Origin of the sequence: Shewanella sp. Scap07 (assembly GCF_013394145.1) — a bacterium.
In the GTDB taxonomy this organism is placed as follows: domain Bacteria; phylum Pseudomonadota; class Gammaproteobacteria; order Enterobacterales; family Shewanellaceae; genus Shewanella; species Shewanella waksmanii.
Window position 1 is genome coordinate 3,778,343 of record NZ_CP041329.1, and the last position, 21,356, is coordinate 3,799,698.

Here is a 21,356-nt window from a genome sequence, read left to right on the forward strand (position 1 = left end):
GTGTCACAGCAAGACAATTCGGTACATTTTGTCGCGATAGATATGGGGTCCAATAGCTTTCATTTAGTCATTGCCCGAGAACAAGATGGTAGCATTCAAGTGCTACACAAAGAGAAACGCCAAGTCCAATTGGCTAAGGGGCTGAATGCTGATGGCATATTGGATGAAGCGGCCATCACCCGTGGCATCAATTGCTTAACAGAATTTAGCCAACGCTTTAGCCAACTAGAACAAACTCGGGTACGAATTGTCGCCACACACACCCTGCGTGTCGCAAAGAATGCCCAGCAATTCTTGCATGCCGCGCGCAAGGTGATCGGTTACCCCATCGAAATAGTCTCAGGTCACGAAGAAGCTCGACTGATTTATAGCGGCATCGTCAACAGCCAAACTCTAACTGAGCGTAACTTAGTCATAGATATTGGTGGCGGCTCTACTGAAGTGGTGATTGGCAAGCGCACCAAAGCCACCAACTTAGCCAGTTTAAAGTGCGGTTGCGTGAGTTACAATCAACGCTACTTTGCCGATGGAGTGCTAGATAAAGCTGCATTCAAAGCTGCGCAAGCCGCGGCTGATAAACAGTTTTCGTTGCTGCCAAACGCCTATTTTAAAGGCAGCTGGCCCTTGGTACTGGGCAGCTCGGGGAGTGCTAAAGCCGTCAATGAAGCACTTAATGGTGATAGTGACACACCACAACCCATCACCATGTCAGGCTTAAAAAAACTGCGCCAGTACCTGATCGAACTTGGTCATGTCGACCACATTGACCTCCCAAACTTAGACCCCAAACGTATTCCTCTCCTTGCCGCTGGATTAGCCATATTAATTAGCTTTTTTAAACGCTTAGCGATTGAAGAGATGCAAGTCGCCCAAGGTGCTTTACGAGAAGGTGTATTGTATGAGCTGTCGGACATCGACCCAGCCAAAGGCTTAAAGCAACGCACTGTAATGAGCTTGGCACAGCTATACCATGCCGATCCTCAACAGGCCGATAGTGTACAGCTATCGGCAGAGCAACTATTTGTCCAAGTTGCCAAAGATTGGCAGCTCACTGATTGTCGCTGGTTATTACAAGCCGCCGCACAACTGCATGAAATTGGCATCCATATTAACTCGCGCTCCCATCATAAACATGGTGGTTACATCATCGACAATAGCGACCTGCCAGGATTTAGTCAGCAACAACAAACGGCATTGGCTATGTTGGTTGCGAACCACCGTAAACGGGTTAACCTCAATCAACTGCAGCAGCTAGACAGTGATGAGCAGCTGCGACTAACTCGATTACTGGTTATCTTTCGTTTAGCCGTGGTGTTGAACCTAGGGCGTATTCAAACCGCGACTAAAGCTATCACCTTAAAAGTGGTGGATAATAAGCTAATTTTGGCCTTACCCTCAGGGTTTGACGACCCAAATCAGTTACTTCATAAAGATCTGAGTAGCGAACAAAAAAAACTCGAGAAAATCGGCATAATTTTGCAGTTCTAGCCACAAAAATTGATTAGGATTCAGCCAGTATTAAGACAGATTTGTTACAGTTAAATCGTCCCAAGAGTAAGCTGAATTTAATTGATGATGTTGAGGTGAATTTATGGCTGCCATGATGATTAATACCCTGTTGGTTTTTGCATTTTCTCTACTGCTTATCGTCATAGTGGGTTATAGCCAGCTATAATTCTTACATGGGTAGCTTATTGCTGAATCAGTTCAGGTAAGCATTGTTACCTTGACTAAAAAAGCCTATACAACATTGACTTAGGATTATGTTCATGGCAAGTTGCTGTAAAGGGTGTTTTAGAGCGATATCTGAATCGTCACCTTAAAAAGCAACTGGACAAGGACAAGTCAATGCACATCAAACAACGCAGCTTTGTGATATTAGCCCTCCTATCGGTTTCATCTCCCAGCCTTGCACTGGAAATACTAGATTATAAACCCAACTGTATTGCACAAAAGTATGCAGCGGTTGAAGTCAGCAAAGAGTTCATCATGCCTTTCGGCTTTGCTGACCCCGTATTAGAGACAAGCGAGTTTAGCCAGACTCTTGAGTTACTTAAGCAACTCCCCGTACCGAAACAGGCAGAGTATCTGATACTTGAAGATGTAGAGAAAAATATTACCCATATTAACCGCGTTAAAAAACAAACCACAAAATTAAACATTAAGCTTGTAAGTCAACCAGTTAAGCTGTGTGAAGATGATAAATCTTTCTCAGATGCTAGGCTAAGATTTGCCTCCGACGGTTACCGAATGGTCGAGCAAACCTTCGCTTATACCCTGCCAACCCCGACCTCCGAGCCAGAAAAAGAGGTGGTTCCGATTGTTTCTAATCAACAGGCGTTCGGTATCGAGCTAGGCATGAGTCAACAACAGGTTAATACCATTTTAGGCACGCCGAATCTATCAACCCCAGCTGATAGCCCAACTGTTTGGTGGAGCTATGGGCGAAATTTATGGATAGCTTTCAAACAAGGCAGCGTGATTGAGGTCACCTCGAAAGCCCCTTATTTTTCTGTTTATACAACAAACTTGATTGAGTACAGAGCACATTTTGATGACCTAGTTTGGACGGTCAACAATCGTGTAACTAGCGATACTGAACTTGCAGCGGCACTGCAAGCACTACCCAACGCTAAAAGGGTGAACAACAATCAAATTGAATTAAGTGCCAATACCAGTAACTTAACCTTAAGTTTTGACGCCTTCCATCCAGTCAGCAAAGAGCAAGATGTTTACAAGCTAAAACATTTCTCTTTAGCCGCTGCCAATAACGGTATATCGGCCGCGAAAATTACTACCTTGTCTACACAGAACATTAATGAACTACTCAACATCATCGAATCAGCTGGCCCTTTAACTTATGCTGAAGCTAGAGCTAAATTTCCTGAAAATGCAACGATTTACCAGTCTAATGACCGACGTATCTATATTACCGGTCATTTCACCGAGCTTCACTTTAAGGGCCAAGACTTAACCGCAATTACATTTTCATCTGATCTCGCCACACACAGTACTATTGACGATGTACACAGTTTCTTGGCAAAAATGGGCTTAGCGGCTCAAAAAGACAGTTTAATAAACAGCAATCAAGATGCGGAAGATTATTTCGATACAGTAGAAATCAACACGGGGATTTATCAACTCACTGCTAAGTTTGATTCTAGTGATGACCAAGCGATGTTATATCAAGCACAATTTAAGTTCATGGAGTAACAAAAATAGACTCCCTCTTCGAGGCTTGCCTTTGAGTTTGGCAGCCTCAATGTAACCCAGCAAACTCATACCAAATCCCCCCTTTCCCGAGGGCTTTTCGGCCTGACTATTGTGACCTTGATAGCAAAACCATATAAATTATAGGTTTTTCCCTTTGCTGCAATTGAAGGTAGAACTGAGATTAATTACCATTCGCAATCGCTGCAACTCGCAATAGACAATTGATCAATTGTTACCGAGCCAGCACACTAAAACAACAAGCTAAATAATCAATACAGCACTGTGCTTGTAGTTGAAAGTTAGCAACAGTGAGAATGGTAGTATGAAACTAGTTCCAAGCTTAAAGTGGTTCCATAATTGGATTGGGTTTGTCATCAGCATAACCATGCTTATCGTACTAAGTACCGGTGTCTATTTGGGCGCTATGGATATGCTTAAACGAGCAGACAACAAAGGCCAGCAATATGTAGCATTGTCAACTGAGCGCAAGGCAGAGATCACCGCAGCTATCTTTGAGCAATATCCAGACATGAGTTCTGTGCGTTTTCCAACGGAGTATACTCCCTATATTCATGCAAGCGCTCGTGGCAAAACCATCGCTTTCGATCATCAACTCAATGAGATCGACACCCGACTAGTTTCTGAAATACCGATGTACAGCACGATTTTCTGGCTACATCGTAACTTCCTAATGGCCGATTTTGGCAAATACCTTAATGCATGGGCCTCACTGCTCGGCGCAGCGGTGACCTTGGTCGGTATTTATTTGTGGTGGCGAGTACGCAAGGGCTTTAGATTAAAACAGAGTATTCCCAGCAACACTAAATCGAGTAGCCTACTAAAAAGCCATATTCAACTTGGGCTTTTTATCTCGGTGCCTTTGTTTATCTTGTGCCTTTCAGGCTTTTTAATCACCTACAAAGGCTTATGGACAGGTGCCTTACAACATACACCGGACCCGCAAGTTCAACTGCCACAAAGTCAGCCGAATAACTGGCATGCTCAACTCGCCAGCGCACAAGCACTGTGGCCCGACTCAGAAATAGTCGCAGTGAATAAACCTAGACAACGTCGCGGTGCTAAACCAGCTGAAACGTTAGACTATAGTGTTCGATTTGATGAACATAGTGGTGTGTGGTTACGTCAAGCTGACAGCATTACCATTCGTTATGAAACCGGAACCATGCTCTCAGCACTTAAGCATAGCGACAGACCTTTATCGGGTAAGATAGCAAGCTTTGTTAGGCCGTTGCATGATGCATTGAATATGCCTTTTAGCTACGTGCTATTCATCACCTCTGTGTCAGCCGTGGGTTGTATTATTCTCCTTTTCACAGCCTTGACCTTTTATCGTCGCACTTTTGCAAAGACCACAATTAAAGCTAAGTCACAGCCTGCATAATACGGCTATCAAAACTCGGCGCTGCCATAGGCAGCGCCGTATATAGCGCGCATTATCGCTCGCCCAGCACTTCAAACTCATCGCTAATCAAACGAGCACGGCCATTTTTATCTAGCGTCCAGTGTTCGCGGTGTACCACGCCATAGGCTTTATTCATAGTCCACTTTGACGTCAATATATAACCTTCATCGGGATGAGCCCGCCAGCTGACATCTGTGTAGTCAACATCGCAAAAGCCTTGTTCAATGATTCCTTGCCAAAACACTTCAATGGCTGCACGACCTTCAAAGCGGCCAAATGGCTTAGCTTCCATGATGCAGTCATCATGATACTGAGCAGCGCACCCCGCAGCGTCTTGATTATTAAACGCTTGCTGCCAAGCGGCAATTCCCTGCTGACATGCAGCCAAAACTTGTTCAGGTGACATAACAATTTCCTATTAACGGGTAAAGATTGATAAAGATACTACCCCTACCTATTAACTAGAAAAACCGCTATATTAAAACCAACCGTTTAGCTAAACCGAACAATTAACATGCACCGTTTGCGTTACATGTCCGTCTTTGCCCATATTGTTGATTGTGGTTCAATCACTAAAGCCGCCGACAAACTGCAACTATCTAAGTCCGTTGTCAGCCAACACCTTAAATCTCTTGAATCTGACTTAGGTGTGGCGCTACTAAAGCGCACAACACGTAAGCAATGGTTAACAGCGGCCGGTGAGAATTTTTATCGACAATGTAAGGCCATCAACCAGGTCGCAGACGGCGCTTGGGAGCACGCTCAAACAGCACAAGCCGTGCCCCACGGGAAAGTGCGTATCACCGCGCCAAATGCGCTGATGGAAACATTAGTCACCCCAGTAATCGCTAATTTATTACGCCAATACCCTCGATTACAGCCACAACTCATCAGCAGTGACCAGCAATTGGACCTAGCCAAACACAATATAGATCTGGCGATTCGTGTCGGCCGCTCAGCAAATAGCAGTGACAAACAGCGACGCATTGGTGAGTTTCGTGACATTCTTTGCGGGCAACAAGATTACCTATCAACCACGCCAATCGAGCAGGCGCGTTACATCGCCAATGATTGGCAAGGCGAGCAGATCTGCCATCAATTTCTCCCCTGTGATGATAGTGTGCAAGGCTTTGAGTATCGTGCTACCGCACACTGCAGCAGCAATTCATTTCATAGTTGTTTAGCACTGATCAAAGCCAGTGCTGGCATTGGGCTGGTACCCGAGTTTCATCCAAGCTTAAGCTCCTTTGCACTACAAGCTGTGTTTGCCCAGCACCAACTACCAGCTAATGCCGTTTATGTCGTCCACCCCTATTCGCAGTACCTGCCTTTATCTGTGCAAGTCTGTATAGAGAGTATCGAGCAGCAGTTAACACTACATCGATGCAGGCGGTGACAACCAAGCGAAAAGGATTTCGGCTACAAACAGACAATGGAGAAAAGCAAAAAAACAGAGGCTCTTGGGCTTAGCCCTCCTTGAGCCTCTGTGGCTGACATACCAGCAAAACAGAAGCAGAAATTAGCCAGCTTTCGGTAGCAACTGGTATTGCACAAACTGAGCGATTAGGTGTTTGTCCTCTTGGCTCATCTGCTCAGCAATGAACTCTATGCCCAACGACAACACACCATTACGTGCAGCATTACTGTTAGTCACCTTAGCTTTGATTTTCAGCGGTGCCGCCTGAGTATCTAAACCAATATCTAGCGTTATCATTCTGTCCAGATGATTTAATACCCTGGCCGGACTATTGGCCTTAAATCGGCAACCGGAGACTGAAATATCATGAAGGGTGCCGGTCAGAACCTGGGTATATTGATCTGAACTGGCTTTCTGCAGGCTTATGCTGGCAGGCAGCTGGGTTACTAATCTAGCCTGCTGACGCAAATGGAACAGCTCTAACTTGCGGGGATAATCAACAAATAATAAGTAATAAGGTGCTCTGCTTACCGATTGAATACGCACTTTAAAAGCCACACACGCTCCGGTATCCCCCTCGATAATGGCTCTAACAACCACACTTTGGCCTTCAGCCAACATGGTTTCATGGGCAGTAAAGGCGGTTTTAGGCAATGCCAACAAAAAGTACTTGCCGCTCTGCGAACCAACAACCCGGCCTTTGAGGCGCTCATTACTAAAGAAAGCAAACTCTATATCAATATGGCTATCGGCCTTAAGCAAATCCAAAGTATGGTTAATTTGCTCTGGCTCAGTAACAAGTTGTACGCGTTTGTTGCTCACTATGCTGATACTCCGTGATAAATAGGCAAGGCCCACCAAGGGTCAAAGTCGATTTACGGGGAATATTAGCCAAGCATGGCAAAGACAATTGATCATTTCGCGCCAGTGGCATCATCTACTTGCAGGCATGGCGCAACCCGCCCAAATCCATTTAGTGATGTCGATAACAATGGTGTTGAAGGCTTTATTTGCTAGATAGCAAAAAGCGACCTCTGTAGTTGAGGTCGCTTTAAACTAGAAGAACCGGGGGAGACTAAAATTGATAACCTAAGGATAAACGGATATCTCGTCCGGCTTCATACAAACCTGCGACGCCTTCCCAACCAGCAATATGGTTGTAATCGCCAACACTTGAATGATCACGATATTGCTCATCAAATAAATTTTGCACCGCCAAATTGAGCGTCAATGAGCCATCGGTCAATGGCTGCCATTGCACATAGATATCGTGTACTTGGTAGCTCGGTTTATCAATGGTTTGCGTCTGTTCAATCCAGCCTAGTTCGACACCACGCTGAAGCACTTCGATATCATCTAAGGCAAATACGTAGTTCATATTCCAACCCAGTTCAAACTCATCTGACAGCATATAATTCACATTTAGCCCCAAGGTATCGCCGCGGGCATTTGCTAAACCGATATGCTCATAGCCTTCAACTGTATTACCGTTTAATTCAGCATCGTTATTGGCATAACTTGCTGCTACACGCCAATCGTCATACCAATAGACACCACGCAGTTCAAAGCCCTTGGTTTCAAGCGTGCCAATGTTTTCATAAAGCACACCTCTACCGAGCTGGTCTAAAATAACATTATCAATATCAGAGCGATAAACCGAAGCCGTCAACTGCCAACTGTCATCTTGGTAAGTGAGTCCTAGCTCAGTATTATCAACCTCTTCGGCTTGCAAGTTCGGGTCGATAGACTGCCAGTCAGGTGCCTGTTCGAGCGTGAAAGCATCACCAACTTCTTTACCACGCATAGCTTGAGCATAACCCGCTGTTACTTGCCAGTGTTGGTTAATATCATATTTAAGCCCCACATTCGGGCTAACACCATCACTGTCTATGCTATGACCATAAGTCTCTTGTTTGACATCGTACTGGTCGTAGCGCACACCGAAACTCAACAGTAAATCGCGATTCACTTGCCAATGGTCTTGAACATAAACCCCTTGTACCGTGCCCGTCTCTTTGAACTTACCCACAGTTGGATCCCAAGCCCATTGCTGCCACACATCTGCTGACGCTAAGTATTCACTGCTAACTTCGTCTTTGCGATATTCAACTCCGTAAGTGAGGGTATGATTTCCAAAAACACTCATATTACGTAGATCAAAGCCATAGCTTTTCATTTCAGCACCGTAGGCACCCCAGCGGTCAAATCGATTCTGCTCAACTGACGATGTCGTATGGTAAAGCGTGGTTTCTAAATTGAGCCACTGATTGGCATTCCAAAGATGATTAGCGACAAACGTTTCGCGACTCCCATCCATAGGAAACAGCGTGTCACCCTCCAATGTGGGCCAGTTTGGACGGGCACCAAAATCCCCTTTCTCTTGGCGATTTTCATAACTTAAGCTAAGGTTTTGGTTAGCTGTTAGCTCGCCATTGATCTTAATAAACCCTAAAGCCTGTTCGGCCGCGGTACCAAAGAGTTCATTGCCGTCGCCATCTTGCATATTGTCACGGTCGACATAAATATAAGAACCTAATACACCCCAATTTTCACTCAGGTTGCCATATAAAGTAGCGCTGGCTTTGTAACCATCATTGCTAAAATACCCAGCCTTGACTGTGCCACCAAACTGCTCGTCACTATCAAGCAAATCATCAACATTTTTAGTCTTAAAGCGAATCGCGCCGCCGATAGCCCCTGCACCACTTGTTGCCTCACCCGCGCCCGCTTGAACCTCAACTTGTTTAAGCAATTCAGGGTCAATTGCCACACGACCAATATGATGAAATAGTGTTCCCGTTTGCGGGGCACCATCTACCGTGACGTTAAACAACGTATCTTCAAGACCCCGAATATATACCTTTTGAGCTATGCCTAATGACCCACCCACAGATACAGATGGTACAAAGCGAAAAATGTCAGCTAAGTCATTGGCTTGATACTTCTCCAACTCTGCCGGCGTAATCTCGGTGTTCGTGGTATGGCCCACAACCACGATCGACTCTATGGTTGGTAGCTCGGTATCAAGCTGAGTCTTATCTGCCTCTGCGCTTTGTGCGGCAACGGGAAAAATCGCCAGCGAAATCGCCACTGCTAATGCAGAAAGCCTGTTGGAGATTGGAGAAGTCATCAATTTAAAGCCCTTAATAATTCACAAAATATAAATGCGAATTATTATCATTACGACAGAAATTGACAGTAGTTTTACAATTGTTACATTCTTTACACTTGATAGCCCTATGAATAATGGGCTAGTTGAGCGGAATATCTACCTGCATTTGCAACCCACCTTGAGGGCGATTGTTCGCTGTTATTCTGGCGCGAATGGTCGCCAATTGCCTACGTGCCAGCGCTAGGCCAAGGCCAAAGCTATTACCTTGAGCAGCACGTGATTTATCTAACCTAAAGAAAGGCTTAAATATATTTTCTAGGTGCTCTACGGGAACACCTGGGCCCTCATCTTCAATTGAGATCTGTACCCATTTTCCGGTAAGTATTACAACAATACTCACTTTGCCGCCAACAGGTGTATGACGTAGAGCATTGCGTAAAATGTTTTCTAACGCTTGACCGGCTGCACGATGGCTAGAGTGATAAATAGCCAGGTTATCGGGCATTTGGCAATCTATATGCCTGTCTGGAAACTCAAATCTTGCATCATCTATCAACACATCAAGTAGGTCGATAATCTCAACCTCTTCCTGCTGTAACTGCGGCTGCTCATTCTCTAACCAGGCTAGCGTTAACGTATCTTCAACTAACTGGCGAATCTGCTTAGATTCACGCTCAATTCTTTCCACAGGATGAGGGTCATAATGGCAAGGCTGCAGCGCCTGTACTGCAATATCAAGGCGGGTCAATGGAGTACGTAATTCATGGGACAGGTCCGCGATAAGCTGACGTTGATTATAGATCTGCCCACTAATACGGGTGGCCATGTGATCAAATACGCGCGCAAGCTCTGAAAACTCATCATTGCGGTTGCCCATCACCGTTTGCGCACGCACATCATAATTGCCGCTACTAAAACGACTCGTGGTCATCTGCAGTTGCAATAAGGGTTTCATTATGTGCCGGTACAACACCAGCGCTAGCAATGCCAGTAAAATGGTTGGCAGCACAATTTGAAAAATCACCTCAACATGACGCCAATAAACTCCCGGTCGCATCCGCTCGGGCAATTGGATCAAAAAGCTCACTTGCTGCTCATCAAAGGGTAATTCCATCACCGGATTATCAGCAAAATACAGGTGCACTTTCCAATCGACACTGCGACCTAAATTGTAACCGCTAAAAAACCGAGCTTTAAGCGGATCGCCTGCCAGTTGCTGCACGTCAAACTTAGCCACAGCTAACCAGGTACTTTCTTGTTCACCCAACTGAAGTAACCACTGCTGCAATACCTGTTTATCTCCAGCGAGATATAAACGCTCCGCCTCTTTGCCCCAATGAGTGAGTTGCGCGCGATGTTCATTGGCAAGAAAGCTCATTCCCTCTTCAGTGCGTGAGGTTAATATACTTATCATGTAAAACAAGGCGACCACTCCTGTGGCGACCAGCAAGCATAGCTTCCAGAATAGTTTTCGATTCATAGCAAGCAATAACCTTTACCATGGCAAGTTTGCAAGCGATCACCGCGCCAATGAGCATCGTTAAGCTTACGCCTAACACGGCTCAAATGCATATCTAAACTACGATCATAAGCGCCAATGGTGCGATTGAGTACGCGTTGGTATAGGTACGCTTTACTTAGCACCTCGCCTTGGTTCGCCATCAGCTCCCACAGTAATTTAAATTGAATCGGCGTAAAATCTAATTGTTGTTCAGCGACCCAAACCGACTGTAACTGATGATCGGCACGCAGTGTATCAAGATGCAGAGTTTGCTGACTGAGCGCGGTGTTAGCAGGCTGGCTGCGTCTAAGCAGTGCTTCGATACGCAATAGCAGTTCAACTGAGCTAAAGGGTTTAGCGACATAATCATCAGCACCTTGACTAAAACCTTGAATGCGTTCTTGCTCGGCCCCTTTAGCCGTCACCATTATCACCGGTGTTAGGCAGGACTTACGCAGAATATTTAACAGAGAGAAGCCGTCCCTTTCGGGCAGCATTACATCAAGTAAAATAAGTTGATAATTTGCCGATGTTGCTTGCAGTAAGCCGCTTTCACCATCAAAGCAACTGGTAACCGCAAAGCCGTTTTCTGTGAGTAGTTCTACAAGGTGTTGATTGAGAATAACATCATCCTCAATCACTAAAATATTTGTCGCATCCATGACTTCATCTGCTTAAAAGTGAAGCATCACAGTGTAATCAATCCCCACCTGTAGGCCTATCTTTATCCGCTGTAGACAATGTAAAGATTGGCCCGCTCACTTATCCCACATGCCCAATACAGATTTACGTATATCAGTAATGGCACTGCGACCCGCTTTTAGCTCTTGTGCATCGGGACGAGTTTTTGGATAGTGGGATTTAACCAATAGCTTACTGACTGCGTCAGTAATGAAACGGCTTTTACCACCATAAACATGCTTATCCCCCCAACTTTGCTGTTCTGGCACCCAGTACTTTAACGGTTGGATAAGGTGTAACTCCTCTTTTGCCCGGGTGATTGCCACATTGAGTAAACGCCGCTCCTCCTCGATTTGCCGCGCATCACCAGCGGCATACTCATTGGGAAAATTACCATCGGCCATATTCAGTAAAAATACACTATGCCACTCTTGGCCTTTCGCGCTATGTACCGTCGATAAGATCAAAAAATCGTCATCAATGTGTGGATCGCCGGCCAGGTCGCCGCTTGACTGTGGCGGATCTAAAGTTAACTCGGTTAAAAATCGCTGCCGTGACGAATATTGCCCAGCCAGCTGGATGAGTTGCTCTATATCACCCCAACGAACAAAACCATCTTCGTAATTTCTCTCAAGCAAACCTTGATAGGCATTGGCTGCCAACTGAGTTTGTCCAGGCCAAGCCACAGTGTTGCTGTTGATGCCTACCAGTGCACTGACTAACAATTGCGCTTCATCTTGCGCCGCACTCGGGAAACTGAAACTTGCTAAACTGCCAATATCGAGCTGATTCTCAAGCACATGTAAAATCGCTTTTTCGGCAATTTTAGGACCGACACCCGGCAGTAGCTTTAACACCCTAAATGCAGACATTTTATGTTTGGGGTTATCGGCCCAGCGCATCAATGCCAGCAGATCTTTGACATGAGATGCTTCTAAGAACTTAAGCCCCCCATACTTCACATAAGGTATATTGCGACGGGTTAGCTCAAGCTCAAGACGATCGCTGTGGTAACTGGAGCGAAATAATACCGCCTGCTGTTTTAGTTCCGTACCAGCTTCTCGTGCTGCGAGCACCTGCTCAACAATATATTCAGCCTGTTTAACATCATCGTCTACCGACACTAACTTAGGTGCAGTCCCCTGCTTTTTATCGCTAAATAGTTCGACTTTATACCCTTCACTGCCTTCACTTAATAACGTATTAGACAGGTCAAGAATAGCTTGGTGCGAGCGATAATTTTGCTTGAGAGAAATGATGGTAGCTGGTGAACTAAACTGCTGGGAAAAGTTAAGAATGTTGTCTACTGTTGCACAGCGAAAACCGTAAATAGATTGGGCATCATCGCCAACGACCGTGACTCCCTTTCCCGTCGGAAACAACCGCGTCAATATGCCAGCTTGCAGCACATTCGTGTCTTGGTATTCATCCACTAAAATATAGTCAAACTGGGCTCGGATCAGTGCTGCAATCTCCTCAACAGCAGCCATGTGATAGCAGTACAGCAACAGATCATCATAGTCTAAGCAAAACTGCTCTGCTTTAGCGTGCGCATATGCGCCAAAAAGCTGTTTTAGCTCGTCATGCCAGTCACTGCAATGGGGAAAATGGCTATCCACCACTTCATCGAGCGGTTGCTGCGCGTTGACACAACGCGAGTATATTTCTAAACAGGTTTTCTTTTTCGGAAAGCGTTTATCGGTATGGCTAAAGCCGAGCTCATGACGAATAATATCGAGCATATCGGCGGCATCATTGCGATCCATCACAGTAAAGTCGCGCTCTAAACCTATGCTCAACGCATATTCACGCAATAAACGGACAGCAATAGAATGAAATGTTCCCATCCAAGGCAGTGACACAGCCATATCGGTTGCGCTTTTAGCGGAGTTTGCGGTGAGCCCTGAGTCATTGGCCTGCAGCCATTGCTGCTCAACAATACGCGAGGCTCTAGAGGCCAGCTCTGCGGCGGCTCGGCGCGCGAAGGTCATCAACAAAATCCGCTCTGGCTGAGCACCATTAAGCATTAGCTCAGCTGCACGATGGGCCAAGGTATTAGTTTTGCCGGTGCCCGCGCCTGCAATCACTAGCAGCGGGCATGATGCATCGATGCCAGCATCGGATATTCCAAACTCAACGGCTTGGCGTTGCTGTTGATTAAGCTCTATTTTCACTGCCATTTATTGATCGCTCAACAAAGGAGCTGCCTACAACAATATAGGGTTACCACGCAGCTCAATTCTCTCTGTGTTGTATAGTAACTTTTTTGCTAGCAAATGGTAACGGCATGCCGAGTTTCGACAGCATTGATTGATAATAAAAATGGCAGTTCGGACTAGTAAAACCTAGAAAAAACCACAGATGTATCCCCTCTCCCACCTGTTTAGTAACATTTCAAAGCAATGAGATTTGTCCTCATGTCTAACGTCACAGTATGACGTTTTCCCCACCAATCTAAGGCCGCTATTTGATAAGTTAAACCATCGGTCTTTCCTTCACTAGGCAAGGCTATAGCGGGGTTCACAGTTACACCAAGGAGCGTTCGATGCTATTTAGTACTAAGCTAAAACAACAAAATCAAGCTTTACAGCAGCAACTCGAAACACTGACCGCTGAGTATCAGCAACAGGTTGAATCATTAAAACAACAATTGCTGGAAAAAGACCAACTCTTGGCTAACCTCACCGCCAGCCAAGAGCTGGATGCTGCATTAATGCTGAGCCATTTACGAGGCGGCGAAATGCTCACAGCCATTCGTTCCGGATTGGCCCACAGCGCAGACAACTTGGTCCATGAAAATGATGAGCTAAAGGTGCTCGATGAGATGTTCAATCAAACCCATACAGCATTGAATCGCTTGTCTTCTAGAGCAACTAATATTGTTGGCCAAGCCGACAAGAGCATGCATGCAACTGAAGAGCTGAATCGAACTGCCAGCTCAATTGGCGGTTTAGTTCAATCGATACAGGAAATATCCGATCAAACAAACCTGTTGGCACTCAATGCAGCGATTGAAGCAGCACGAGCAGGGAGTGCTGGTCGAGGTTTTGCAGTCGTTGCTGACGAAGTGCGTAATTTGGCAGCCAAGGCACATCAGGCCAGTGGCAAAATTGAAACTCTGGTCAATCAAGTGATGAAGCAAACTCAAAGCATCAAAACCACCATCAGCGATAATCAACAATGTGCCATGGAAGTGTCTGCCTCATCTGAGCAAATCGATGCAGTAGTGCGCAGCGTCCTCAACAAATCAGCACACATGCAGGAGGTTATCCGCATCGCGACAGCACAAACGTTTTTAGATACGGTGAAATTGGATCATGCAGTCTGGAAAAATAATATCTATCAACAGATAGAGCAAAACCAATTCTCTACACCGGTTAACACCCACACAGAGTGCCGACTGGGAAAATGGTACTTTGAAGGTCAAGGGGCGCAACTTTACCGTCATTTGCCGAGTTTTAATCTTATCGATCCACCGCACAAGAGCGTGCACGAATCGGGCAAACAGGCGTTGGCAGCTGGGCTCAACCAAAATTATCAGGACATCATCGCACAGATCAACAATATGGAAGATGCCAGTGAGCGGGTGGTTGCGGCGATTGACAGCTTATTACAAGAAGTGATTACTCAACGCTAGCACTGCTTTGTTGAACAAAAAAAGCGGTCATCCATGACCTTATCGATGTACTGCCACCAAGTAGGTGGCAGCTTGAAATTAACTCGCCATAAAATGAAAGTGCTAATTAAAGCCACTGTTCGTTAGCGACTGTTATCCATAACATAACAAGGTTAATAAACTACCTAGCGGTAAAGCATACTCAAATGTGCTGGTATCCCTTGCTCTCAACAGGAATGCCAAACACTATCTCAGTCAAATAGGGCAAGATTTGCTAGCCCTATTTGGCCGCTAGCTTAACGGCAAACTACACAGGTGCATAGTCACACGAACAACTGGACCCCCTCCCTTGTAAAATACTTCCATAGCGATCACATTTTCTCAGTCAGTTTGATTCCGTTTGCACCGACTAAATGGAGCCAATAAATTTTGCTAACATTTATTCGATTGACTTCTGACGCGATTCTTACAAGATAGAGCGGTTTAATAAAAAATAAAATTGACAGCACTACCGCACTCTTGAAGGAATTAAGAAAACAATGAAAAAGTCCTTAGTCGCAATCGCATTAGCCACAAGCTTGTTGACCGCTTGTGGTACCTCAGAGGTAAACACCAATAATACTAGTGCCACCGCTCCCGCTGCCAAAGCAGAGCTAGGTAGCTTTGGGGTTGATTTAACCGCACGAAATGAAGCGGTTAAACCGGGTGATGATTTCTTTATGTACGCCAGTGGTACTTGGTATGACAACTACGTCATGCCTGCAGACAAAACTCGCTTTGGTGCATTTACCGGTCTTGCTGAGCGCAGCGAAAAGCAGGTAAAAGAGATCATCGATGACATCGCCAGTCGTAAAGACCTTAATGCCGAAGAGCAGTTAATCGCTGACTTCTACAACGCTTATATGGATACCGACACCATAAACAAGCAAGGCATTGCACCAATTAAACCCACTCTTGAGCAAATCAGCGCTATCCAAAATACTGATGATTTGACCAAAGTTTTTGGTCAAGCGTGGCTCACTGGCGCAGCATCTCCTATTGCTGGTGGTATGTGGTTTAACCGGTTAGACCCCAACCAGTATCAAATGTCGATTGGTGCCAGCGGTCTTGGCTTACCGGATCGTTCTTACTATCTTGAAGACAGCGAGCGCTTCGCCAATATTCGCAGCGCTTATGTCGCCCACATTGCTGAAATGCTCGCGTTTGCAGGCATTGAAGATGGACAAGCACGTGCGGAAGCGATCTTAGCGCTGGAAACAAAAATGGCAGAAGGCCAGTGGCCTCGTGAAAAACGCCGTAATCGTGACCTAACCCTGAATCAAATCGCCCGTGCTGATCTTGCTAAGAGTTACCCCGGCTTTGACTGGGATCTCTACTTCAAGCAAACCGGCTACCAAGTACCTGAGCTGAATATTTCACAGCCTGATCCTGTCAACGCCATGATTACCTTGGTGAATGAACAGCCTCTTAATGTATGGCAAGACTACTTGACCTTCCATACCATCAGCAACAATGCAGACTTACTGGCTGAAGATATCTACAACACCAGTTTTGCGTTTTACGGCAAAATACTGCGCGGTCAAGAAGAGCCTCGTCCACGTTGGAAACGTGCCGTGTCAGAAATGTCTGGCACTCAGTCGCTAGGTTTTGCCATCGGTAAAGTCTACGTTGCCCGCTACTTCCCAGAATCTTCTAAGAAGCAGATGGCAGAGCTGGTTGAAAACCTGCGCACCGCTATGGGCCAACGTATCGATGGCTTAGATTGGATGGGGGCAGAAACTAAAGTCAATGCGCACGCTAAACTCGCCGCATTCAACCCTAAGATTGGTTATCCAGATGTATGGCAAGAGTTTGATGGCCTAGCGTTAACCAATGACAACCTACTGACTAATGTACAGAACCTGCGCCAATTCTTCCGCGAAGACAGTGTCGCAAAAGAGCTCAAGAAAACCGATCGCAACCGCTGGGGCATGACACCACAGCGCGTGAACGCCTACTACAATAGTTCGTTCAATGAGATTGTCTTCCCAGCGGCTATTCTGCAACCACCGTTTTTCGATCCTAATGCCGACCCTGCAGTCAACTATGGCGGGATTGGTGCCGTTATTGGCCACGAAATGGGACACGGGTTTGATGACCAAGGTTCTAAATCGGATGCCAACGGTATTCAGCGTAACTGGTGGACAGATGCTGACCGCGCAGCTTTTGAAGCCAAAGCTGATCAGCTTGCCGCGCAATACAGTCAGTACGAGCCAATTCCAGACAACTTTGTTAATGGCCGTAACAGCCTTGGCGAGAACATTGGTGATGTTGGCGGACTCGCGATGGCTTACCACGCATACAAGCTTAGCCTCAACGGCAAAGAAGCCCCTGTCATTGATGGGGTAACAGGTGATCAACGCTTCTTCCTTGCTTGGGCACAAGTTTGGAAAGAAAAGCGTACTGAACAAAGCATGCTTAATCAGCTGCGCGCTGGTACCCACGCGCCAGGTCGCTACCGTGCCCTAGCACCGCGTAACCACGATGCATGGTACAAAGCCTTTGATGTTAAGCCAGGTGATAAACTGTACCTTTCTGAAGAAGAACGTGTTCGTATTTGGTAATCATTAGCTGATTTATCACTAAAACAAAACGCCAGTCATTGACTGGCGTTTTTTTATTGAGCATGCCGCTAAAAAAGAACCACAATAAGCTCAGTTCTAACCATCAATGGTATTGAAATTACTGGACATAACATTAATACCTTAAGCGATACAGCACGCTGACATACCTAACGATAGGCCTCTGCACTCTGTTACACCACCTCAGCCAACTTACTATCATTTCTATACTGGCATGGCGCCAAAAGATAACTAATCCGCCTTCAACTCCTAGATAATGCCCAACAATTATTGAGGAGGCATTATCTATGAAAGGTAATCAAGGTTTTACCCTAATCGAATTGGTTGTAGTGATTATTGTGCTCGGTATTCTAGCGGTCACCGCAGCACCTAAATTCATTAATTTACAAAGTGACGCTTATGAGTCAACCTTACAAGGCATGTCGGGTGCTTTGCTCAGTGCCAATAATTTAGTGTATTCGAAAGCCGCCATCAACGGTGTTGAAAACGTCGAATCCATTGATGCATCTAGCATCGGTGATGAATATGCTGGCGGGACATTAGTCTACGGCAAGATGCAAGCGGATGAGACCACTTTAACCCTATTTGTTGAGGGGCTAGATGATACCGAAGCTTGGACACTCGAGCCAAATGGCACCGTTAATATGCGCATCCATCCTGCTGGACACGCTACTATCGGTACTGGTGCGGGGAACTGCTTTGTACAATACAGTCATCAATGGACTGACGTGCTAGGCAACGTCTATCCGGCTAAAACCACACTGTACACCGATGACTGCTAAGGTTAACAAAAACAGCTAATTAACTGCTTTTGTTAACCTGTAGTCGCCAGGCAAGTATTTGTTTGTCGTCACTCACTAAACTATCTAGGCTGGCTAGGGTTACTTTATTTGTCAAACAAGGCTGCAGTGTCGCTAACAACGTCTCTTGAGATTGAGCAGCGGCAATTAATTCACCCAAGCGTGTTTTTAATGCAAGTTGCTGTTCCGAGCAATGATTAATAAAGCTCTGGCGCTTATCTAATGGCCAGCCTAAACCCTGCTTAAAATACTGGGATACATATGTAAGCAACTCGCTATCTTCAAGCCCTTGCTGGCTAATTTGTGCCAATATCGACAGTGCCTCATTGAGCGAAATACGCAAGGATTCGCACTCCTTACTGGTTTTAATCACTTCAAGGTCTTGTTGCGTACGTACTTGAATCATGGCATTCGCTAGACCTGCCAAGCAGTCGATGACTTGAGCGGCTTTTGGATGACTAATGACCTGCAAAATGTCACGATTGCGATTGATAATTAGTGAATCTTCATGGTGCCCAATAATGACTAATTTGCCACCTGGCTTCAGGACTCTTATTGCTTCAACAAGCGATTTATTTAAATCAGAGTATTCAATTCCAAATTGAGAAGTAACAATATCAAAATGATCATCAGGAAAACTCAGTTTCGCGCAATCCACGCCACCGATTAGTTCGACGGCTAGGTACTCCGAATTCTTAGGGCGGTAATCATTAACAGTGGCAAGGTCCACTCCTATTACCTGACCATACTTTTTATCTTCAGCGAAGTGGTCTGCAATCAGCTGCGGAATAGCGCCATTACCCGTTGCTAAATCCAGCACAGCAAAGTTATCTGGTAAATTAACGATTATATCTTGCCATACCTCTTTTAATACGCCGGTATAGTTACCTGAAAAACTCTGACCAAATGACGTGATATGCCCTTGTTGCCAGTAATTGCTCCAATGCTGATTCGGTGTTGTCATGCTTAAGCTCTTATTGTTGTCGTTAGAATGCGAGAGGCGACGACTTATTAATTGGTCTTCAATACTAGGTCAAAGTGGTGACTCATAGCAATCAACTAAACTATGTTAATGTTTATTTTTGACGCCATTTTGTACCAGCGATTTACCGCTGTTAAAAACTTCATCGGTTATCCAGCGGGCATGCAATAGCTTGTGGTTATTATCAAACACCGCGACAAAATGGCGACCATCTGCATTATTGGTCGCCATCCCCACACCAGCGACATTCTCTAACCCTAAGCCACCACTCTCAACCGCTAATAAAAAGCTTTCTAGGTCGGCGAGATTATCGATTACATCTTGTTCATTGTTCATAAGCACTCTTGATGGTTTGGTTGCCAAAGACAGTTCAGCAAATACCTTTATGGGAGGCGCCGCGGTCTTGGCTGACGAAGGTTAAGTTTGATGGGCCGATTTTTTCAACTAACGTCCATGCTGTCAACGGCGGCTTGCAAGAGCGGGGCTCACTTTACCAGCAATTAGCCACTTGAAATCGTTGGACTTTGAGTGGGTTTGGTTTTTTTAGATATAAAAAACAATAAAAAACCACATAAAATCAAATAGAAAAAGTGACCTACTGCACAATTAGTTTGCCTACGTAAACCAAGTGGTTGCAGTTAACATTTTGCCATCAGAACCACATGGTAAGGTGTGTTCATGCCCGCTAGCAGATGCACTCTGTGTATTTGTGTGGCCGTTTTAACTCTTTGTTTGCATCATAGGCTTTCATGATAAATAGGTTTATCCATATGAAAAAAACACTCTACTTAAGTTTGTTAACTTGCGTTTTATCAACCTCTGCAGTGGCAGAAAACCTCGATCCTGATATCGCGGTTGGGATGGCAGGTCTAATGGTTTGTAGTACTTTCTACAGTGAAAATAATATGCAAGTTGAGGGGACAATTGTCGGCTCAGCCGCCACTGCCCATATGAAGGCGGGAATAGATCAAATGATAGTCAGTGAACAGACCAGCGAAAAGCTTGAGGCTTACATGGACAATTTCAAAGCATCCAGTAAAGAGCAACGCTTTCAAATTTGTGACCAAGCCATCGAGTTTGCGCGCACCAGTCGTTTTGCCGGTTAACTAGCCAAACAGGCTAGTCGATGACTAGCCTGTATAATGCAATTAAGCCTACTTAAGTTTATAGCACTGCAATCACATCTTTTGCAGCTAGACGCGCTTTAGGCAAACCATGGTTATAGTCATCGCCATCAAGATGATAGCCAATAGCCAGCGCAAACTCACACACATAACCCTCTAGTTCTGCATCAAAAGCTTCACCAATTAACGTAGCATCAACCCCTTCCATTGGCGTGGAGTCAATCCCTAAACGGGCTAACACATGCAGAGTATTGCCCAGTGCGATATAAGTCTGCGCCTTGGTCCAGTGACCGTTAAACCCTGACTCGTCGGTGTTCGACTCGGCAAAGGTAAAGCCACCATTTAACATGTTGTCGTACATTTCAGCAGGTAAATGTCCTGAACTCACTTCGACATCAACACGTTTGCGATAATCATCTTTGCTGAAATATGGGTTGTGAGCAAATAAGATAATGTGTGATGCTTCTTTAGCGTGAGGCTGATTGAACTGATGCATATTGGCAAAAGTATTGTGAAAGCGTTGCTTAGCCTCGGCCGTTTCTAGCACGATAAACTTCCAGGGTTGAGAGTTTATTGAAGAGGCTGATAAACGCATAGCTTCTGTCAATACCGCCATATCATCAGCAGCAACACGTTTGCTGGCATCATACTTTTTAACGGTGTAGCGGCGATTTAGGTCACGGATAATAGGATGAGACATGGCGGATTTCCTTACTAAGTAATGTTAATGGCGCCATATTACGTCCATAAACCTACCCAATAAATGGGAATTAAAGCCAATCATTATGGATAAAAATATCCACAATAAAACATACCACTTATCATCTTAGCCATCGCTTAATGCCACCTAAACGCGACCTTGTCCC

The 21,356-nt window shown here is 45.4% G+C and carries 17 protein-coding genes and 1 pseudogene; 9 read left to right on the forward strand and 9 right to left on the reverse strand.

Annotated features, from left to right (window positions below; translation table 11 throughout):
• The 3 genes from FLM48_RS16570 (at position 1) to FLM48_RS16580 (ending at position 4,615) form a co-directional block, all read left to right on the forward strand.
• Positions 1 to 1,488 carry a Ppx/GppA phosphatase family protein gene (locus tag FLM48_RS16570; protein WP_256870957.1) on the forward strand — a complete coding sequence of 496 codons (1,488 nt, stop codon included), beginning with the start codon at positions 1 to 3 and terminating at the stop codon, positions 1,486 to 1,488.
• A gap of 360 nt (positions 1,489 to 1,848) precedes the next feature.
• Positions 1,849 to 3,213 carry a hypothetical protein gene (locus FLM48_RS16575; RefSeq protein ID WP_179025395.1) on the forward strand — a complete coding sequence of 455 codons (1,365 nt, stop codon included), beginning with the start codon at positions 1,849 to 1,851 and terminating at the stop codon, positions 3,211 to 3,213.
• A 322-nt stretch (positions 3,214 to 3,535) separates the two neighbouring features.
• Positions 3,536 to 4,615, forward strand: coding sequence for a PepSY domain-containing protein (locus FLM48_RS16580; RefSeq protein WP_179025396.1), 1,080 nt, complete (start codon positions 3,536 to 3,538; stop codon positions 4,613 to 4,615).
• A 52-nt stretch (positions 4,616 to 4,667) separates the two neighbouring features.
• On the opposite strand, the gene FLM48_RS16585 is transcribed toward FLM48_RS16580, so the two are convergent.
• Positions 4,668 to 5,042 carry a nuclear transport factor 2 family protein gene (locus FLM48_RS16585; RefSeq protein WP_179025397.1) on the reverse strand — a complete coding sequence of 125 codons (375 nt, stop codon included), beginning with the start codon at positions 5,040 to 5,042 and terminating at the stop codon, positions 4,668 to 4,670.
• Between the two features lie 126 nt (positions 5,043 to 5,168).
• Here FLM48_RS16585 and FLM48_RS16590 point away from each other — a divergent pair, with 126 nt between their 5' ends.
• Positions 5,169 to 6,032, forward strand: coding sequence for a LysR family transcriptional regulator (locus tag FLM48_RS16590; protein ID WP_256870958.1), 864 nt, complete (start codon positions 5,169 to 5,171; stop codon positions 6,030 to 6,032).
• A gap of 123 nt (positions 6,033 to 6,155) precedes the next feature.
• On the opposite strand, the gene FLM48_RS16595 is transcribed toward FLM48_RS16590, so the two are convergent.
• The 5 genes from FLM48_RS16595 to FLM48_RS16615 form a co-directional block, all read right to left on the reverse strand.
• Positions 6,156 to 6,875 carry a flagellar brake protein gene (locus tag FLM48_RS16595; protein WP_179025399.1) on the reverse strand — a complete coding sequence of 240 codons (720 nt, stop codon included), beginning with the start codon at positions 6,873 to 6,875 and terminating at the stop codon, positions 6,156 to 6,158.
• Between the two features lie 253 nt (positions 6,876 to 7,128).
• The gene (locus FLM48_RS16600) at positions 7,129 to 9,183 is read right to left on the reverse strand and encodes a TonB-dependent receptor (RefSeq protein ID WP_179025400.1); all 2,055 of its coding nucleotides are present in this window, start codon (positions 9,181 to 9,183) and stop codon (positions 7,129 to 7,131) included.
• Positions 9,184 to 9,304: 121 nt separating this feature from the next.
• Positions 9,305 to 10,645 (reverse strand): sensor histidine kinase, encoded by a 1,341-nt coding sequence (locus FLM48_RS16605; protein WP_179025401.1) that lies wholly within the window; start codon positions 10,643 to 10,645, stop codon positions 9,305 to 9,307.
• On the reverse strand, positions 10,642 to 11,328 hold the full coding sequence (locus FLM48_RS16610; RefSeq protein ID WP_028771401.1) for a response regulator transcription factor: 687 nt from the start codon (positions 11,326 to 11,328) through the stop codon (positions 10,642 to 10,644). The genes FLM48_RS16605 and FLM48_RS16610 overlap by 4 nt, the downstream gene beginning before the upstream one ends.
• A 96-nt stretch (positions 11,329 to 11,424) precedes the next feature.
• Positions 11,425 to 13,527: an ATP-dependent helicase gene (locus tag FLM48_RS16615; RefSeq protein ID WP_179025402.1), complete on the reverse strand. Its 2,103-nt coding sequence runs from the start codon at positions 13,525 to 13,527 to the stop codon at positions 11,425 to 11,427.
• A gap of 644 nt (positions 13,528 to 14,171) precedes the next feature.
• Between FLM48_RS16615 and FLM48_RS22895 the strand changes: the two are divergent.
• The 4 genes and pseudogenes from FLM48_RS22895 to FLM48_RS22860 all read left to right on the forward strand — a co-directional run.
• A pseudogene (locus FLM48_RS22895) lies at positions 14,172 to 14,573 on the forward strand (methyl-accepting chemotaxis protein); the annotation flags it as partial.
• A gap of 30 nt (positions 14,574 to 14,603) precedes the next feature.
• On the forward strand, positions 14,604 to 14,984 hold the full coding sequence (locus tag FLM48_RS22900) for a CZB domain-containing protein (RefSeq protein ID WP_256871141.1): 381 nt from the start codon (positions 14,604 to 14,606) through the stop codon (positions 14,982 to 14,984).
• 518 nt (positions 14,985 to 15,502) lie between these two features.
• Positions 15,503 to 17,566, forward strand: a complete 2,064-nt coding sequence (locus FLM48_RS16625; protein WP_179025404.1) for a M13 family metallopeptidase — start codon at positions 15,503 to 15,505, stop codon at positions 17,564 to 17,566.
• A 305-nt stretch (positions 17,567 to 17,871) separates the two neighbouring features.
• Positions 17,872 to 18,366, forward strand: coding sequence for a type II secretion system protein (locus FLM48_RS22860; protein ID WP_179025405.1), 495 nt, complete (start codon positions 17,872 to 17,874; stop codon positions 18,364 to 18,366).
• Positions 18,367 to 18,385: 19 nt separating this feature from the next.
• On the opposite strand, the gene FLM48_RS16635 is transcribed toward FLM48_RS22860, so the two are convergent.
• Complete coding sequence (locus FLM48_RS16635) at positions 18,386 to 19,348, reverse strand: class I SAM-dependent methyltransferase (protein WP_028771406.1); 963 nt, start codon at positions 19,346 to 19,348, stop codon at positions 18,386 to 18,388.
• A gap of 105 nt (positions 19,349 to 19,453) precedes the next feature.
• Positions 19,454 to 19,702: a hypothetical protein gene (locus FLM48_RS16640; RefSeq protein WP_028771407.1), complete on the reverse strand. Its 249-nt coding sequence runs from the start codon at positions 19,700 to 19,702 to the stop codon at positions 19,454 to 19,456.
• Between the two features lie 434 nt (positions 19,703 to 20,136).
• Here FLM48_RS16640 and FLM48_RS16645 point away from each other — a divergent pair, with 434 nt between their 5' ends.
• Positions 20,137 to 20,472: a hypothetical protein gene (locus FLM48_RS16645; protein WP_028771408.1), complete on the forward strand. Its 336-nt coding sequence runs from the start codon at positions 20,137 to 20,139 to the stop codon at positions 20,470 to 20,472.
• A gap of 58 nt (positions 20,473 to 20,530) precedes the next feature.
• Here FLM48_RS16645 and FLM48_RS16650 read toward each other — a convergent pair whose 3' ends face one another.
• On the reverse strand, positions 20,531 to 21,190 hold the full coding sequence (locus FLM48_RS16650) for a nitroreductase family protein (RefSeq protein WP_179025406.1): 660 nt from the start codon (positions 21,188 to 21,190) through the stop codon (positions 20,531 to 20,533).
• Positions 21,191 to 21,356: the final 166 nt, after the last annotated feature.

Bases quoted from the DNA above. Each gene is read 5' to 3' on its own strand.
- FLM48_RS16575 (WP_179025395.1), top strand. From the start codon at position 1,849: ATGCACATCAAACAACGCAGCTTTGTGATATTAGCCCTCCTATCGGTT.
- FLM48_RS16580 (WP_179025396.1), top strand. From the start codon at position 3,536: ATGAAACTAGTTCCAAGCTTAAAGTGGTTCCATAATTGGATTGGGTTT.
- FLM48_RS16585 (WP_179025397.1), bottom strand. From the start codon at position 5,042: ATGTCACCTGAACAAGTTTTGGCTGCATGTCAGCAGGGAATTGCCGCT.
- FLM48_RS16590 (WP_256870958.1), top strand. From the start codon at position 5,169: ATGTCCGTCTTTGCCCATATTGTTGATTGTGGTTCAATCACTAAAGCC.
- FLM48_RS16600 (WP_179025400.1), bottom strand. From the start codon at position 9,183: ATGACTTCTCCAATCTCCAACAGGCTTTCTGCATTAGCAGTGGCGATT.
- FLM48_RS16605 (WP_179025401.1), bottom strand. From the start codon at position 10,645: ATGAATCGAAAACTATTCTGGAAGCTATGCTTGCTGGTCGCCACAGGA.
- FLM48_RS16610 (WP_028771401.1), bottom strand. From the start codon at position 11,328: ATGGATGCGACAAATATTTTAGTGATTGAGGATGATGTTATTCTCAAT.
- FLM48_RS16615 (WP_179025402.1), bottom strand. From the start codon at position 13,527: ATGGCAGTGAAAATAGAGCTTAATCAACAGCAACGCCAAGCCGTTGAG.
- FLM48_RS22900 (WP_256871141.1), top strand. From the start codon at position 14,604: ATGCAGGAGGTTATCCGCATCGCGACAGCACAAACGTTTTTAGATACG.
- FLM48_RS16625 (WP_179025404.1), top strand. From the start codon at position 15,503: ATGAAAAAGTCCTTAGTCGCAATCGCATTAGCCACAAGCTTGTTGACC.
- FLM48_RS22860 (WP_179025405.1), top strand. From the start codon at position 17,872: ATGAAAGGTAATCAAGGTTTTACCCTAATCGAATTGGTTGTAGTGATT.
- FLM48_RS16635 (WP_028771406.1), bottom strand. From the start codon at position 19,348: ATGACAACACCGAATCAGCATTGGAGCAATTACTGGCAACAAGGGCAT.
- FLM48_RS16640 (WP_028771407.1), bottom strand. From the start codon at position 19,702: ATGAACAATGAACAAGATGTAATCGATAATCTCGCCGACCTAGAAAGC.
- FLM48_RS16645 (WP_028771408.1), top strand. From the start codon at position 20,137: ATGAAAAAAACACTCTACTTAAGTTTGTTAACTTGCGTTTTATCAACC.
- FLM48_RS16650 (WP_179025406.1), bottom strand. From the start codon at position 21,190: ATGTCTCATCCTATTATCCGTGACCTAAATCGCCGCTACACCGTTAAA.